The following is a 15,632-nucleotide window of genomic DNA, read 5'->3' as shown; positions in this document are numbered from 1 at the left end:
TAAATTGTATCAGTAAATACGCGTACATAACATGACTGAATTGAGATAATAGCTGCGTAAATGTTGATCAAATGATGGGTAAAGTTTAAACATTGTGAATACAATATTAATTATTTAAATAAATAAAAAATTCAATTGAACTTAACTTTATTGAATATATAATGCGCGAAATTCACTTGTTTAGCTCGTTCAAATAGGATCTCTCATGAAAACACAACTACTTTTAGCCACTGCTTTACTAGCATCTGCAACTGCGTCAGCACAAAGCAATACTTACTTTAGCCAAGATAACAAAATTGAGTCTAAGTTATGCGTACTAAGTGCAAACGAAGGCTTTAGCGTTGCTCGTAAAGAAGCTGCCCAGCACGGTGTTTACCTATCTCGTTTTTCTAAAAGCATTTTATGTAATGGCGAAGATATTCGTGATATTGCTAAAAAAACGACATTAAGCAACGCATCAGTTGAGAAAGTAGAAGTATTTGCAAAAGACGCTCAACAAGAAACTCAACTATGTATGACGGCTTTAAAACAAGGTTTAGCACCTGTTCGTCAAAAAATTGGTAACCTAAACTCATTAAAATGTAATGGTCAAAACGTTACTGAGTTTGTTAAACGCTACCAAAACGCAGCAATCTAATTATTAGCTTAACTATAATAAGTAAATTTGAAATGCCTGGTTTTTACCGGGTATTTTTTTGCAAAAATTACAAGGTTGTTTGCAAAGCTTGCAAGCTTAACTTATTGAAACTGTTTAATAAATATACCGATCGAGATTAAGTTATTGATTATTATAAGTTAACTATTATTGGCATTGGATTTGTATTAGTTAAAGTGACATTTAATTAATTACGAAGGATACGTCTTATGAAAAAGTTAACATTAGCAGCCACTATTTTAGCATCATTAAGCCTAGCGGCTTGTTCATCTAATCAAGGTCTTGAAAGAATAGACAGTGACTTTGCAAGTTTAGATAATGATAGCGATGGCTACATCTCAAAAGTTGAAGCTGATGACGATAGCATTTGGGGCCATTTTTCAAATATTGATACCAATATGGATAACGAAATTAGCCGCAAAGAATTTAACACTTATATGAAGCTTAATAATGGCAAAGTAGCCACTGATTCTGAAGTAAGTGAGTCGGCATTTAAAGCTGAAATTGCTAAATTCGATAAAATTGAAAGCAGCTTTGCAAGTCTAGATAACGACAGCAATGGCTATATCTCGGTAGTTGAAGGTAACGATGATGATATTTCAAATCATTTTGGTTACATGGATAAAAACCAAGATAAGCGCATCAGTAAAAGCGAGTTTATGGGTTACATTAAAAAATACGGTAACGCAGTAGCTGAAGATGATGCATTAGAAGCTTTTAAAAGTAACTAATAGTTACCATTTTAATAAGTAAGATTAAAGCCAGTGCTAGTCACTGGCTTTTTTGTGTTTTAAATTTAGTTATTTGATAGATATATTTTCCTAGTTTGGTGTTGTTCTGTCATAATAGATGGCTGTGTATTTTTATTTGTTAAGAGTGTGTATGGCGGGTCGACGAATTAGTGATGAACAACTAGTTGAGATCATTGAAGCAGCTATTTTTGTTGCAGATAAGCCTGTTAGTAAACGCCACCTTAAAGACATCGTATTAATAGATTTAGCTATTTCTATGGCACGAATAAATGACGCAATAGATACAATACAAGAACATTTTCAAACTCGTGGTATTCGCTTAGTTGAGGTTGGTAGTGGGTATCGGTTTCAGGCATGCAGTAGTTTAAGCCCTTGGTTAAATAACTTGTGGCAAGAACGTGCACCAAAATACTCGCGTGCTTTACTGGAAACATTATCACTTATTGCATACAGGCAGCCCATTACACGCGGCGAAATTGAGCAAGTAAGAGGTGTTACTACGGGTTCGAATATTATTAAAACCTTACTCGAAAGAGAGTGGGTTAAAGTGGTAGGGCATAAAGAGGTTCCGGGTAAGCCGGCTTTATATGCAACTACTAAGCAATTTTTAGATTATTTTTCGTTAACTGGGCTTGAAAATTTACCTGCGTTGCCAACAGAGCAGCAAAGTAAAATTAACCAGTTATTGAGCGATCCTTCTGTGAGAGAACCATCCGAATGAGTATTATACAAGGTGAAAAGTTACAAAAAGTCTTAGCCCGTGCAGGCGTAGGCTCACGCCGTGAAATGGAAAAATACATTGACGCAAACCGCGTTAGTGTAAACGGTAAAGTGGCAAAGTTAGGTGACCGTGTTGAAGAAACCGATTTGATTCGTGTTGACGGACACAGTGTAAAAATTGAAGAAAAAGCAGACCGAATCTGTCGTGTGATTATGTATAACAAACCAGAAGGTGAGTTAAGCACACGTAAAGATCCTGAAGGACGTCGTACTGTATTTGATCGACTTCCGCGTATTGATGGCGATCGCTGGATTGCGGTTGGTCGACTAGACGTTAATACATCAGGTTTGATGCTCTTTACAAACGATGGTGAACTGGCAAACCGTTTAATGCACCCAAGCTATGAAGTAGAGCGTGAATACTCTGCGCGTGTATTTGGTGAAGTAACCAATGAAACGGTTAAAAACTTACTACGCGGTGTTGAGCTTGAAGATGGTCCAGCCAAATTCACGACTGTAACCCCTATGGGTGGTGAAGGCGTTAACCGATGGTTTAACGTAACGTTAAATGAAGGACGTAACCGTGAAGTTCGTCGTTTATGGCAGTCTCAAGATGCGGAAGTATCTCGTCTTATTCGTATTCGTTACGGTAAACTAGAGCTTGATAAGCGCGTGCCACAAGGTGGTTGGATGGAGTATGATTTAGAAACAGTCAACTACTTGCGTAAAACCGTTAAATTAGGCCGCGAAACACAAACTAAGCTTTCTGTTATGCCTGAAAAACGCAAAGATAAACGCGCTAAAATCAACCAAATTCGTAAAGCAGTTAAAAAACACAATCAGCGTGTTAAGCCGACTAAACGTAAATAATTAATTAGTTATTTATTGAACACAAAAAAGCCGCTAATTGCGGCTTTTTTAATGTGTGTTGTTCAAACTATTTAAACTCTAAATTACTTTTTTACTTGAGCATCTAACGATTCGCCATTCACTTCACTTGAATCGTCACTCATTAGATATAAATATGTAGGCATTAAATCCTCTGGTGTAGCAAGCGTTTCTCTATCTTCGCCAGGGTATGCAGCTGCACGCATAGAGGTACGCGTTGCACCTGGGTTAATACAGTTTATACGAATATTCGTTTTACCTACTTCACATGCCCATGTTTGCATCATACCTTCTACTGCGAATTTTGAGATGGCATAAGGCCCCCAAAATTCACGACCTTTGCGGCCTACACCTGATGACGTGAATACTATCGATGCATTATCAGACTTACGAAGAACAGGAAAAAGTGCTTTAGTGATCATTGCTTGTGCAGTCACGTTTACTTTCATTATGTTTTCGAACGTAGATGAGCAAAAATGTTCAAGCGGACCGAGTGACCCTAAAATACCTGCATTATTAAGCAATCCATCAAGGCGTCCAAACTGATATTCGATTGTTGCAGCAAGGTCACGGTAGTTTTGCTTCGTAGCGCCTTTTAAATCCATAGGGACTATTGCAGGTTTAGGGTAGCCAGCATTAACAATTTCATCGTAAACACATTCAAGTTTATTAGTTGTTTTTCCTAATAAGATAACTGTAGCGCCGTATTTTGCATACGTAATTGCTGCAACTCGGCCAATACCATCACCGGCGCCTGTTATTAAAATAACTTTATCTTTAAGTGCGTTTTCAGCTGCTTGATATGTGTGCATAAAAGTACCAATTCATATAATTTTTTTGATTTTAACATAGCGAAACGTGAAGTAATCGAATTTATTGTAAAATTAGGTGGCGAAAATAGAAACTTTACGTTAAGTTTAACTGGTCTAATGTCTCATTAATAATCTGATTACATTGTTTTAACTTAATACACTGATTAAACACACTATAAAAATAAAATACGTGCGGAGCCAACAATATGAAAAAAATGCTACTTTCACTCTCGGTTACAGCAGCTTTAGCAGGCTGTGGCGGTGGAGAAACGTTAACAGATGTCAAAAACGACACAGCACCAGTCATTCCTACAGCAACAGTTACATTTGACCCAGCGGCAGGTATCTTATCAGTTCCTAATGATTTATTAATGAGCGGAACTCAAGACGGTACACTTAATATTCCTGGAGAATTAGATGACAATAATGTGTCTATTTCGCGCGCAGCTTATGCAGACCCTCAACTTGCACTAGGTGCACTTGATGGTTGGTCTTCGCAGGTTCCTTATAAAATCGATTTAACATTCCCACCAAATGTTAGCTTAGATGAAACGTCTGCTGGAACACCTGGTACAGTAAGAATTTTTGAAGTTGTAATGGGTGCAAGCTTAACTGACGCAGAATGTTCAGTTGTAGCTGCCGGTACAGCTTGTAAATTGGTCGGTGAGCTTACTTTTGGTGTTGACTTTGTTACTCAAGCTTCTGGTGATGCCGTTGCAATTATTCCTTTAAAACCATTTACGGCAGGTAGCTCATACATCAATGTATTAACTACAGGGCTTAAAGATTCATTAGGGCGTTCTATTGAGCCTTCTTCTACTTATGGATTGGTTAAACAAGAAGCGCCATTAATTACAGAAGCCCAACTTGGTTTGCAGGGGGCTGTTAACAGTTACGAAAATGTAGTAGTTAGCTCAGGCGATATCACAAAAGAAGATATTATTTTTTCTAGTGCGATGACTATTCAATCAGCAGGTCCTGTACTTGGGACAATTAAAAAGTTACTAGCTGCAAGCTTGCAAGAGCCAGCGTTACCAACGCCTGCACTTCAAGTTCCTGAACAACCTATGGTAAATGTACAACAAGTATTTGCTTCTCAGGGTGTAGAAGTCTCTGCTGCATTCTCTGGTGTGCAATATCAAAAAGGTAGCATTATGTTACCGATGTATTTAGGTACACCAACGGGTACTGATATTAGCGATTTAAGTGATACATATTGGCAAGGTATGTGTGATAACGCGGTGGCAATAATTGGTTACAAGGCCGTTGCAGGCGATGCATTTCCGACAGATCCTATTAGTGAAAATGATGGTTTATGTTCTGCATTAAGTGACGGACAATTACGTGACTTAGGACTAGACAGCACACGTCATTTAACAAAATACAACTCAATTCCAAAAGTACAAAGCATGGCAAATGTGCCAGTGCAAGTTACTAAACCTATTTTACCGATAATTAATGGTGTCCGTGCACAGTTACAATTAGATCCTATCGCTATGCCTGAAGGTGGATGGCCTGTTGTGATTATGCAGCACGGTATTACAACACAAAAAGAAAGTATGCTTGCTTTAACTGCGCAGCTTTCTATTCAAGGCTTTGCAACGGTTGCTATTGACCACCCAAGACATGGTGAGCGCGGAATAGATGTTGATGGTGATGGAACAGACGACTTTAATGCAACAACGGGTTCTGTGCTTAGTTACATGAACTTAAGTTCATTACTTGTTGCACGTGATAGCTTACGTCAATCGGCTGCTGACTTATTAGGCCTTCGTTTAGGTTTAAACTTTATTAACGATACAACTATTAATAGTAAAGACGTTACCTACATTGGGCATTCCCTAGGTTCTATTGTTGCTCCAGCATTTATTGCTCAAGCTAATACGCCAATGGCAGAAACGCTTGATCCGCTATTTAATGTAAACACAGTAGCTCTTGCAAGTGGTGGTGGCGGTATAGCAAGCTTCTTACTTGAATCTGCTGCGTTTGGTCCATTTATTCAAGGTTCAGTACTTTCACAAGCCGGTACAACAGAAGCTGATGAATTTACTGCATACTTACAAGCTGATGCAGTGTCTAACTGTGGTGCACTATTGCCAGATATGGAAGCATATTTAACTTGTGGTTATAACGAGTATGTAGCTTCTTTAACTACAGCTGGTGAAACAAGTAAGCTTACTAATATTCAAGGAGTGTTTACTCAGTTTGCTTTTGCGGCGCAAACAGCATTAGATAGTGGCGACCCAACGAACTACGCAGCCACTGTGAAAGCATTAGGTACTCCTGTTTATACTAATGTTGTTGTGGGTGATGGTGTTGATAACAAGCCTGACCAAGTGATACCACCAATGGCAGCTAATAATCCTATTTCTGGCACAATCCCATTAGCTAACTTGATGGGTCTTGAAACAGTAAGTACTTCGCAAGCACTGAGTGAAACACCAGCAAGCTACTTAGTTAAATTTACTAAAGGGCATCATGGTTCTATATTAACACCAGCTCAAGATGCTGCACAGGCTGCAACTGTTGAAGGCAGTGCTGCTGCTAATGCAGAAATGCAGTTGCAAGTAGCGACTTACTTAGCTGCTCGAGGACGGATGTTATTAGTTTCCAACCCTGAGGTTGTGACTGATTAATAACCAGTAAAATGATTAACCTTTAAAAGCCACTGAAAAGTGGCTTTTTTTTGCTTTAAAGCATGCTAAATTAGCTGAAATTTATAAATGGAGAAACCAGTTGGAATTTTTATACGAATACGGTTTGTTTTTTGCTAAAACAGTTACTTTTGTTATCGCTATAGCAGTTATTTTAATGCTAATAGTTGGCGCTGCGGTTAAGCCAAAGGCCAAAAAAGGTGAAATACAAATTGACGATATATCAGAGCAGTTAGTTGAACTTAAAGAGAGTTTTTTACAAAATACGTTGGGCAAAAAAGAGCTTAAAGCGCATCAAAAACAACTTAAATCAAAAAGTAAAAAAGCAGATAAAGATGAGCCTAAACCTCGTTTATATGTAATTGACTTTGTGGGTAGTATGGATGCTCACGAAGTAGAAAGTTTACGAGAAGAAATAACGGCGATTATCTCTATTGCCGATCCAAGTAAAGACAAAGTACTTATTCGTTTAGAAAGTGGTGGTGGAGTTGTACATGGCTATGGACTTGCTGCATCTCAGTTACAGCGTATTAAAAATGCGGGTATTCCCCTGAGTGTTGCAATTGATAAAGTAGCAGCAAGTGGTGGTTACATGATGGCGTGTGTTGCGGATGAGATACTTGCAGCCCCTTTTGCAATAGTTGGATCTATTGGTGTGATAGCTCAAATACCTAACTTTAATAAAATATTAAAGAAAAATGATGTTGAATTTGAGCAAATAACAGCAGGTGAATTTAAACGCACACTTACTTTATTTGGTGAAAACACAGATAAGGCCCGTGAAAAATTTCGTGAAGAAATTGAACAAACACATGATTTATTTAAAACGTTTGTAAGCACTCAACGTCCAAGCTTAGATATAAACTTAGTTGCGACAGGTGAGCATTGGTTTGCAACTCAAGCGATTGATAAAGGCTTGGTAGACGTGATAAAAACAAGTGATGATGCATTGCTAGAGCAGCAACATGAGCGCCAAATTTATAAGATTAAATACAAAGTTAAAAAAGGGTTGAGCGATAAACTAGCTCTTGGTTTGAGTAGTGGTGTAAATAAAGTGGGAATAAACTTACTTTCTAAGTTTAAGTCGTTAAATCCTTAGATTAGAATCTTTTCAGGATTCAGTTTAATTATTTTTACTCGAAAAAAAACCTTGATGGATTCCATCAAGGTTTTTTTATAGCTGTATAAATGTAGCTTATGAATCAATAGATTTATGATAATCCTCTAAATCTTTAGCTGCATTAGGGTCGTTGAAGATGCTCTCATCTAGCTCCCCTTCAGACTTGGCAACAACACAGGTAACCATACAATCACCTGTTACGTTAACTGCTGTACGTGTCATATCAAGTAATCTATCTACACCGATAATAATTGCAATCCCTTCTACAGGTAAGCCAACTTGGTTAAGTACCATTGCCAGCATTATTAAACCAACACCAGGTACACCTGCTGTACCTACAGAGGCAAGTGTTGCTGTTAATATAACCATTAGGTAATCAGATATTGTTAAATCAACACTAAACACTTGTGCAATAAACACGGTAGCCACACCTTGCATGATAGCGGTGCCATCCATGTTAATGGTCGCGCCTAGAGGGATAGTGAATGAGGCAACGGAGTTGTTAGCGCCTAGCTTTTTAGTTGCTGTTTCAAGTGTAATAGGCATAGTTGCGCTTGAGCTTGAAGTACTAAATGCAAATAAGCATGTGTGCTTCATTTTTGCTAAGAAAATAAGTGGGTTTAAGCCTGTAAGTACTTTTAGTAATACGGTGTAATTTACAAGCGCATGTAATAACAGTGCTAACACTACAACGCCAAAGTATTTGGCTAAGCTCACAATTAAGTTAAGCTCAATTGTTGTGAACAGTTTTGCCATTAAAAAGAATACGCCATAAGGGGCAATATTCATTAAAAGCGTAACTAGTTTTAAAATCACAGTGTTTAAATCTTCAAATACGGTAGCAACACGTTTTCCCGCCTTACCACTCAATGCCATTGCTACACCAAATAAAAGTGCAAACACAATAACTTGAAGCATATTGCCTTTGGCCATGGCTTCAAAAGGATTTGTAGGAAACATATCTATAATTACACGGGCAAGAGTAGGCGCTTCTTTAGCATCATAAGTTGCATTAGATGGCAAGCTGATGCCTTCACCAGGGCTAAATAATAAGGCAAGCGTAATTGCTACTGTTATAGCAATAGCTGTAGTCAATAAATATAAACCAATAGATTTACCACCTAATCGACCTAGTTTTTTAGGGTCGCTTAAGCTACAGGTACCACAAACAAGCGATACAAAAACAAGAGGCACAACTAACATTTTCAAGCTGGCAATAAATATTTGACCACCAACATGGAAAATACCATCAACAAAAAAGGCTTTAATTGGCAAAGAGAATAACCCAAGTGGTATTAGATAATCGTCTTCACCAGCTAATATAGCCTGAAATATAAAACCTACTGCAACCCCAAGCGCCATACCAATCATGATGCGAGTGGTTAAACTCATTGAACGGATTTTTGACATATTTCCTGATCTACATTTTTATAAATTTGCCATAGACTACCAGCAAGGAAATATTTACTACAGAAAAAGTTAGTATTTATTTAAAAATATTTTGCACAAAAAAGTAATAAAAAACTGTGATTTTAGACTAAGTTATAGGTTAATATTAAGTGTAAATTAATTTTGATTATAATAACAACGCTAGGGAGAGGTTCATGCCTTTAATGCGACTGCTCGGCATTTCATTGCTAAGTTTTTTACTCACAGCCTGTGGTGGCGGTGGGTCACTTGAAAAAGACGGTTCTATTAGTGATGGTGATTCCACTACAGAGACTAGTACATATTTGGTTTCACTGAAGGGATATTCTCAAACAGACGCAACAGAGTCAAATTCTGTTACTGCTACCTCCTCTTTAGATTTACGTGCAACTCTTACTCAAGACGGGGTAATTGTCGCGGGTAAGCGTATTGCTTTTACATTAGAAGATGAAATTGGTGAATTGTCTCCATCAAGTGCATTAACTCAAAACGATGGTATTGCAACGGTTGAACTTACCGCCGGTACTGAAGCCGGTGCGGGTGAAGTAACTGCTACTTATACAGTCGATGGTGAATCTTATACAAGTACTTTTGCTTTTCAATCAAGTGGTGGGCAAGGTGATGATACGGGTGTTAGTGGTTCAACAACCTTAACGGTAAATATAGTCGATGAGAGTGGCGCTAAGTATTCGGATACAAATCCGGTTACAACTGACAACTTAGGCACGGTTACAGCGACTTTAAAAAATGATGGAGTTGCACTCAGCGAGCAGCTTGTTACTTTTACTACAAACTTCACAGGTAAAATAACGCCTGACTTAGGTACTGCAATTACTAACTCAGCGGGTGAGGCAAAAGTAACTCTCTCTAGTGGTAGTTTTAAAGGTGCAGGTCAAGTTGTTGCTACTTATAACCCTACTAACTCTACAGAAGTGAGTAATACAGCTGTATTTTATTCATCAGGTGATTCTGCACCAGTTGATTTGGCACAATTCTCTATATCAGTAAAGCTTTTAACAGGCTGTAACGTTGGCTGGGACGATAATCGTTCTAGTGTAAAACTTGACCCTACACAAATAGCGTCGGGTTGTACGGTAGCTAATACTATCTCTTCATCAGAACTAGGTGAATTATTTGTTGAAGTCATTGATGAGCAAAGTGGTGAAGGTAGTAAAAATTCGCTTGTTAATATTTCAACAAATTTAGGTTCTGTTCTTCCTTCATCTGGAACAGCCCTTACCGATAACTTTGGTATTGCTTTACTAAAATTGCAACCTGGTAATACTGGTGGCGCAGGTACTGTTACTGTAACGTCTGTAGGTGAAAGTAATTCAACTAATTTTGCTGTAGGTATTGCTGATTTAACCCTAGAGGTTGATAACGGGCTTAATACAGATACTTCAGGAAATGTTATCCCTTTAAAAGCAGGTGGTAGTACAGTTATTGAAGTAACACTTTTAGATGAAGATGGTAATTTATACTTAACTCCAACAGATGTTGAGTTCAGCTCAACGTGTGTAATTAGCGGCGACTCAGTAATTGATGCATCAGTAAAATCATCAAGTGGTATCGCAACATCAACATACCGAGCTACAGGTTGTAGTATTGATGATGATATTAATATTACGGTTGAGACAGGTGGTAAAAACTTCACTGCAACTACGATTATTCCTGTAGAAACATCAGCGGTACAATCAATACAGTTTGTTGATGTCAGCGAAACATTTATTGCATTACCTCCAGGTGAAGGCGGCGCTCCGACTCAATCGATTGTTAGATTTAAGCTAATAGATGCGGATGGTCTTGCTTCCACGCAGCAACGTATTGATTTTAAGTTAACAGATTCAGTGGGTGCAGCTAAACTGTCACTTAGAACAGGTGATACAAATAATGAAGGCTTTGTTCAGACAACGGTTGAATCTGGCATAGTACCTGGTCCATTAGTGGTAAAAGCGTGTTTTATTTCTAAAGAAGATGTTAATAATTTACCTGAAGGTGATGACTTAACATGTTGGGTTGATGATGTTGCGCTGTGCTCTGCAGACCCAACCAATGAAATTTGTCCAGATGGGACACTAACTTTAGTGCCGTTGAGTGAGCAAATAAGCTCTGTATCAGCTCAGTTAACTTTAGCTTCGGGCGTGACAGACCAAAACAGTTTTGATGCAAGCCCAAATACGCTTAATACGAACTCACTTAATTATAACGGTGTTTTAAATGATATTACGGTATATTTTGGTGACCAATTTAATAATTATAACGGTGACGGTGTAGAAGCAACTATTTTAGCTGAAGCTGGTGTTATTGGCTCATCTAGCAATGAAGTTACTTGTAAAACTGACGATGCTACCTGTGTTGTAACCTGGCGCTCTCAAGGAGACCGTCCATTTTATGATTATAAATGGGGTAACCGAATTGGCGATATTGATGGGGACGCAACAACTACTGAAGGTATTAATCCAAAAACCGGTATTATAAATTGTGACCCATATTTTGGTATTGCAGCTCCTTGTATAAATGGTATTACACGCGCTAAAAATAATGCTGATGGCGTTGTTATGGGAGGGCGTGTAAGTGTTCTCGCTGTTACTAAAGGGCAAGAGAATTTTGTAGATGAGCAAACCAGTGATGATGTTAAACGCACTAATGGCTTGTTTGATATTGGCGAGTATTACGCAAGTTATGACTTACCAGAGGCATTTATTGATCATAATGAAAATGCAAGCTTTGATAAAGTCGATTGTAGTGATGCGCGTGGTGGTGATTATAATGCTGATGAGGATGCGTGTTCAGAGAAAAACTCACGGGGCGGCCATAATGAAACGTGGCGCGATTTAGACAATAACGGTACTTATAACTTCGCTGATGGCTTATATAACGGTTTGTTATGTAGTGAAGCTGCACAAATAGATGAAAAATGTTCTCGAGAGCTAATTGAAGTACGTAAACAAATAGAATTGGTTATGTCTGGAGATGATCCATACGTTCGTTTTTCTGTACTGAAAACTACGGATATTCTTGATGCGCCGTATCCTGTTTACGTACCAGCAGATTGCTCAAGCTCTATTGTTGCTTCTCTGGAAGGTTCTGATGTGCTAGAACGTTGTGATGCTGAATCTATTAATTTATCTACGGTTAACGTTATTATTGATAACCCAGATTATGATGATACGGATCCAGATGAAACAGATCCTGAAACACTTACTATTGATATAGGTTTAAGTGGTATTACAGTTCGTATTCACTACACAGATGAGTTTGGTAATCCACTACCAGCGGGTACAACTGTATCTATAGCCTCTACAAATGGCGACTTATCTATTATCGAAAATAACGCGATTATTCCAAGTACGAATACGGATAAACCGATGTATTCAGATGTTCGTATTTCTCGTGAAGCGGATGGTAATGATAAATTTGATGGTGTACTTTCAATAACATTTGAGTTTACTACTCAGGCTGGTGGCACTAAAACAGTCTCCAAGGGAATTGAAATTTACGATAGTAAATAAGGCTTTATTTTAAAAATGCCAACCTTTAGGTTGGCATTTTTGTTTCTGTTCTATATATTCCACATCAATTAATCTAAAAACACCTGTTTGTTTAATTTAACGACAAAAATTGTTCGTTTATTCAGTAAATACTGAAAAGTTTGTATTAAAAGCTTGTAACAACTAGTGTTTGTAGATATACCTATAAATATTCGCGCCGCTTATGTCGGCAAAACACATTTTTAATATTTGGTTAGAAATAGGCAACTATGGGCAAATCGCTAGTAATTGTAGAGTCTCCTGCTAAGGCTAAAACAATTAATAAATATTTAGGTAATGACTTCATCGTAAAGTCCAGCATTGGGCATGTACGAGATTTACCTACTTCAGGTTCGAGCAAAGCTAAAGTGCCGGCAAGTAAAACGCCAGCAGAAGTTCGTAAAATGGAACCTGAAGAGAAAGCAGCGTATAAAAAGCAACGAGATTATACAAACTTAGTCGCGCGTATGGGTATTGATCCAAACCAAGGCTGGGATCCGCATTACGAAATACTGCCTGGTAAAGAAAAAGTTGTTCAAGAATTACAAAAGCTGGCAGAAAATGCAGACCAAATATATCTCGCAACGGATTTGGATAGAGAAGGGGAAGCAATTGCTTGGCACCTTCAAGAAATCATTGGTGGTGATCCTGCTAAGTATAAGCGCGTAGTTTTTAACGAAATTACTAAAAACGCAATACAGCAAGCGTTTGAAACACCTGGCGAGCTTAATACTGATATGGTTTACGCTCAGCAAACACGTCGCTTTTTAGACCGTGTTGTTGGCTTTATGGTATCACCTTTATTGTGGGCTAAAGTGGCCCGTGGACTTTCTGCAGGACGAGTTCAGTCTGTTGCGGTACGTTTATTAGTAGAGCGTGAGCGTGAAATTAAGGCTTTTATCCCTGAAGAATTTTGGGATATTCACGCTGACGTTAAAAATGCTGAGTCTGAGTTACGTTTAGAAGTAGCCAAACAAGCAGGAAAGCCTTTTAAGCCTGTAAATGAAGCTCAGGCTAGCGCAGCGGTTAAAAGCCTTGAGAATGCAGAATACAAAGTAATTAGTGTTGAAGAAAAACCAAGTAAAAGTCGCCCAAGTGCACCATTAATTACTTCAACCATGCAGCAAGCGGCAAGTACACGCTTAGGTTATGGCGTTAAAAAGACCATGATGCTTGCTCAGCGTTTGTATGAAGGCGGTTATATTACATATATGCGTACCGATTCAACTAATCTTTCAAAAGATGCCGTTGAAATGTGTCGTGAGTATGTAACAAACGAGTTTGGTGCTAAATACTTACCAAAAGATCCAATTAGCTACAGCTCCAAAGGCAATGCACAAGAAGCGCATGAGGCAATACGTCCTTCAAGCGTTACCGTGTTATCTGGTCATGTTGAAGGTGTAGACGCCGATGCTAAAAAGCTGTACGAGCTAATTTGGCGTCAGTTTGTAGCGTGCCAAATGGTACCTGCTGAATACGATTTAACAACACTAACTGTTGCGGCTAACGACTTCCAGCTTAAAGCGAAAGGCCGTGTGCTCCGCTTTGATGGTTGGACAAAAGTACAACCTGCAGTACGTAAGAAAAACGAAGAAGATCAATCACTACCGGCTGTTAAAGAAGGTGAGATCCTTACTTTAATCGAACTTGATCCCAAGCAACATTTTACTAAACCACCAGCGCGCTTTAGTGAAGCAAGTTTAGTAAAAGAGCTTGAAAAACGCGGTATTGGTCGTCCATCTACTTATGCGTCAATTATATCAACGATTCAAGATCGTGGTTATGTACGTGTAGAAAACCGCCGTTTCTTTGCTGAAAAAATGGGTGAAATAGTTACTGATCGCTTGGTTGAAAATTTCACTGATTTAATGAACTTTGATTTTACAGCTAAAATGGAAGGCCGTTTAGATGATATCGCTGAAGGCGAGCGTGTATGGACTCAAGTTCTAGATAAGTTTTATGCTGATTTTTCAACGCAATTAACTGTCGCTAAAGACGAGCCAGAGAATGGTGGCATGCGTCTTAACGAGATGGTTGAAACCGATATTGAATGCCCTACATGTAGCCGAAAAATGGGTATACGTACGGCATCAACCGGTGTTTTCTTAGGGTGTACTGGTTACAGCCTTCCGCCAAAAGAGCGTTGTACTACGACAATGAACTTAGTGTCGGGTGATGAAGCTGTTGCAGCTGATGTAGAAGATGTAGAAACTGAAAAGTTAATGCAAATGAAGCGTTGTCCTATTTGTGAAACTGCAATGGACTCATACCTAATCGACGAAACCCGTAAATTACATGTGTGTGGTAATAACCCGGCATGTAAAGGGCATATTGTTGAAGAAGGTACCTTTAAAATTAAAGGCTATGACGGACCAATTATCGAATGTGATAAATGTGGTTCTGACATGGAACTTAAATCGGGTCGTTTTGGTAAGTACTTTGGCTGTAATAATGACGAGTGTAAAAACACACGTAAACTACTTAAAAGTGGCGAAGCTGCTCCACCAAAAGAAGATCCTGTTCACATTACTGAGTTAGAGTGTGAAAAGTCAGATGCGTATTTCGTATTACGTGATGGCGCCGCGGGTATATTTTTAGCTGCAAATACTTTTCCCAAGTCTCGTGAAACACGTGCACCTAAGGTAGAAGAGTTAAAACGCTTTAGAGACCGTATCTCGCCTAAGTTTTATTACTTAGCAGATGCACCTGCTAAAGATCCTGATGGTAATCTTGCTGTTGTACGCTACAGCCGTAAAAATAAAGCTCAGTATGTTATGACTGAAGTTGACGGCAAAGCAACTGGCTGGACTGCTCATTATGAAGCAGGTAAATGGACAGAAGAAGCGAAGAAAAAGGCAGCACCTAAAAAGAAAGCTGCTGCAAAAAAGGCACCAACTAAAGCAAAGCCTAAAGCTAAAGCTAAAAAAGAAGATGAATAAGCACATTATCGCTTATTCATAACTTTTTATAGGTTTAAAAACTATAAAAAAACCGGAACGCACAGCTTGTGTCTATTCCGGTTTTTTTGTGCCTAGTTAAATGTTTTCGCAACGGCTTTATTAGCAGTACATTC

Annotated in this window: 10 protein-coding genes; 8 read left to right on the top strand and 2 right to left on the bottom strand. The window is 38.5% G+C overall.

Annotated elements, in window-relative coordinates; all coding sequences use genetic code 11:
- The first annotated feature begins 205 nt into the window (after nt 1–205).
- The 4 genes from I6E80_RS05570 (at nt 206) to rluB (ending at nt 2,997) form a co-directional block, all read left to right on the top strand.
- The gene (locus I6E80_RS05570; protein WP_007582577.1) at nt 206–637 is read left to right on the top strand and encodes a hypothetical protein; all 432 of its coding nucleotides are present in this window, start codon (nt 206–208) and stop codon (nt 635–637) included.
- 227 nt (nt 638–864) lie between these two features.
- Nucleotides 865–1,386, top strand: coding sequence for an EF-hand domain-containing protein (locus I6E80_RS05565; RefSeq protein WP_165721507.1), 522 nt, complete (start codon nt 865–867; stop codon nt 1,384–1,386).
- 151 nt (nt 1,387–1,537) lie between these two features.
- Nucleotides 1,538–2,128 carry an SMC-Scp complex subunit ScpB gene (gene scpB, locus I6E80_RS05560; RefSeq protein WP_024590449.1) on the top strand — a complete coding sequence of 197 codons (591 nt, stop codon included), beginning with the start codon at nt 1,538–1,540 and terminating at the stop codon, nt 2,126–2,128.
- The gene (rluB, locus tag I6E80_RS05555; protein WP_007582584.1) at nt 2,125–2,997 is read left to right on the top strand and encodes a 23S rRNA pseudouridine(2605) synthase RluB; all 873 of its coding nucleotides are present in this window, start codon (nt 2,125–2,127) and stop codon (nt 2,995–2,997) included. The genes scpB and rluB overlap by 4 nt, the downstream gene beginning before the upstream one ends.
- Before the next feature lie 83 nt (nt 2,998–3,080).
- Here rluB and I6E80_RS05550 read toward each other — a convergent pair whose 3' ends face one another.
- Entirely contained in the window at nt 3,081–3,827 is a 747-nt protein-coding gene (locus I6E80_RS05550) for a YciK family oxidoreductase (RefSeq protein ID WP_076923918.1), read from the bottom strand.
- 206 nt (nt 3,828–4,033) lie between these two features.
- On the opposite strand from I6E80_RS05550, the gene I6E80_RS05545 reads away from it, so the two are divergent.
- Nucleotides 4,034–6,463 carry a VolA/Pla-1 family phospholipase gene (locus tag I6E80_RS05545; RefSeq protein WP_197185027.1) on the top strand — a complete coding sequence of 810 codons (2,430 nt, stop codon included), beginning with the start codon at nt 4,034–4,036 and terminating at the stop codon, nt 6,461–6,463.
- 100 nt (nt 6,464–6,563) lie between these two features.
- Complete coding sequence (sohB, locus tag I6E80_RS05540) at nt 6,564–7,580, top strand: protease SohB (RefSeq protein ID WP_024599383.1); 1,017 nt, start codon at nt 6,564–6,566, stop codon at nt 7,578–7,580.
- A 96-nt stretch (nt 7,581–7,676) separates the two neighbouring features.
- Here sohB and I6E80_RS05535 read toward each other — a convergent pair whose 3' ends face one another.
- Nucleotides 7,677–9,011, bottom strand: coding sequence for a dicarboxylate/amino acid:cation symporter (locus I6E80_RS05535; protein ID WP_024599384.1), 1,335 nt, complete (start codon nt 9,009–9,011; stop codon nt 7,677–7,679).
- A 194-nt stretch (nt 9,012–9,205) separates the two neighbouring features.
- Here I6E80_RS05535 and I6E80_RS05530 point away from each other — a divergent pair, with 194 nt between their 5' ends.
- Both I6E80_RS05530 and topA read left to right on the top strand, forming a co-directional pair.
- On the top strand, nt 9,206–12,541 hold the full coding sequence (locus I6E80_RS05530; protein WP_197185026.1) for a hypothetical protein: 3,336 nt from the start codon (nt 9,206–9,208) through the stop codon (nt 12,539–12,541).
- A 248-nt stretch (nt 12,542–12,789) separates the two neighbouring features.
- Entirely contained in the window at nt 12,790–15,498 is a 2,709-nt protein-coding gene (gene topA, locus I6E80_RS05525; protein WP_197185025.1) for a type I DNA topoisomerase, read from the top strand.
- Nucleotides 15,499–15,632: the final 134 nt, after the last annotated feature.

The organism is Pseudoalteromonas sp. NSLLW218, from assembly GCF_015864775.1.
Classification (GTDB): Bacteria; Pseudomonadota; Gammaproteobacteria; order Enterobacterales; family Alteromonadaceae; genus Pseudoalteromonas.
The sequence above is the reverse complement of the archived record's forward strand: the minus strand, read 5'-3'. Positions and strand labels throughout refer to the sequence as shown.

What these genes read in the sequence shown, in the direction of transcription:
- I6E80_RS05570 (WP_007582577.1), top strand. Translation starts at nt 206, where the DNA reads ATGAAAACACAACTACTTTTAGCCACTGCTTTACTAGCATCTGCAACT.
- I6E80_RS05565 (WP_165721507.1), top strand. Translation starts at nt 865, where the DNA reads ATGAAAAAGTTAACATTAGCAGCCACTATTTTAGCATCATTAAGCCTA.
- scpB (WP_024590449.1), top strand. Translation starts at nt 1,538, where the DNA reads ATGGCGGGTCGACGAATTAGTGATGAACAACTAGTTGAGATCATTGAA.
- rluB (WP_007582584.1), top strand. Translation starts at nt 2,125, where the DNA reads ATGAGTATTATACAAGGTGAAAAGTTACAAAAAGTCTTAGCCCGTGCA.
- I6E80_RS05550 (WP_076923918.1), bottom strand. Translation starts at nt 3,827, where the DNA reads ATGCACACATATCAAGCAGCTGAAAACGCACTTAAAGATAAAGTTATT.
- I6E80_RS05545 (WP_197185027.1), top strand. Translation starts at nt 4,034, where the DNA reads ATGAAAAAAATGCTACTTTCACTCTCGGTTACAGCAGCTTTAGCAGGC.
- I6E80_RS05535 (WP_024599384.1), bottom strand. Translation starts at nt 9,011, where the DNA reads ATGTCAAAAATCCGTTCAATGAGTTTAACCACTCGCATCATGATTGGT.
- I6E80_RS05530 (WP_197185026.1), top strand. Translation starts at nt 9,206, where the DNA reads ATGCCTTTAATGCGACTGCTCGGCATTTCATTGCTAAGTTTTTTACTC.
- topA (WP_197185025.1), top strand. Translation starts at nt 12,790, where the DNA reads ATGGGCAAATCGCTAGTAATTGTAGAGTCTCCTGCTAAGGCTAAAACA.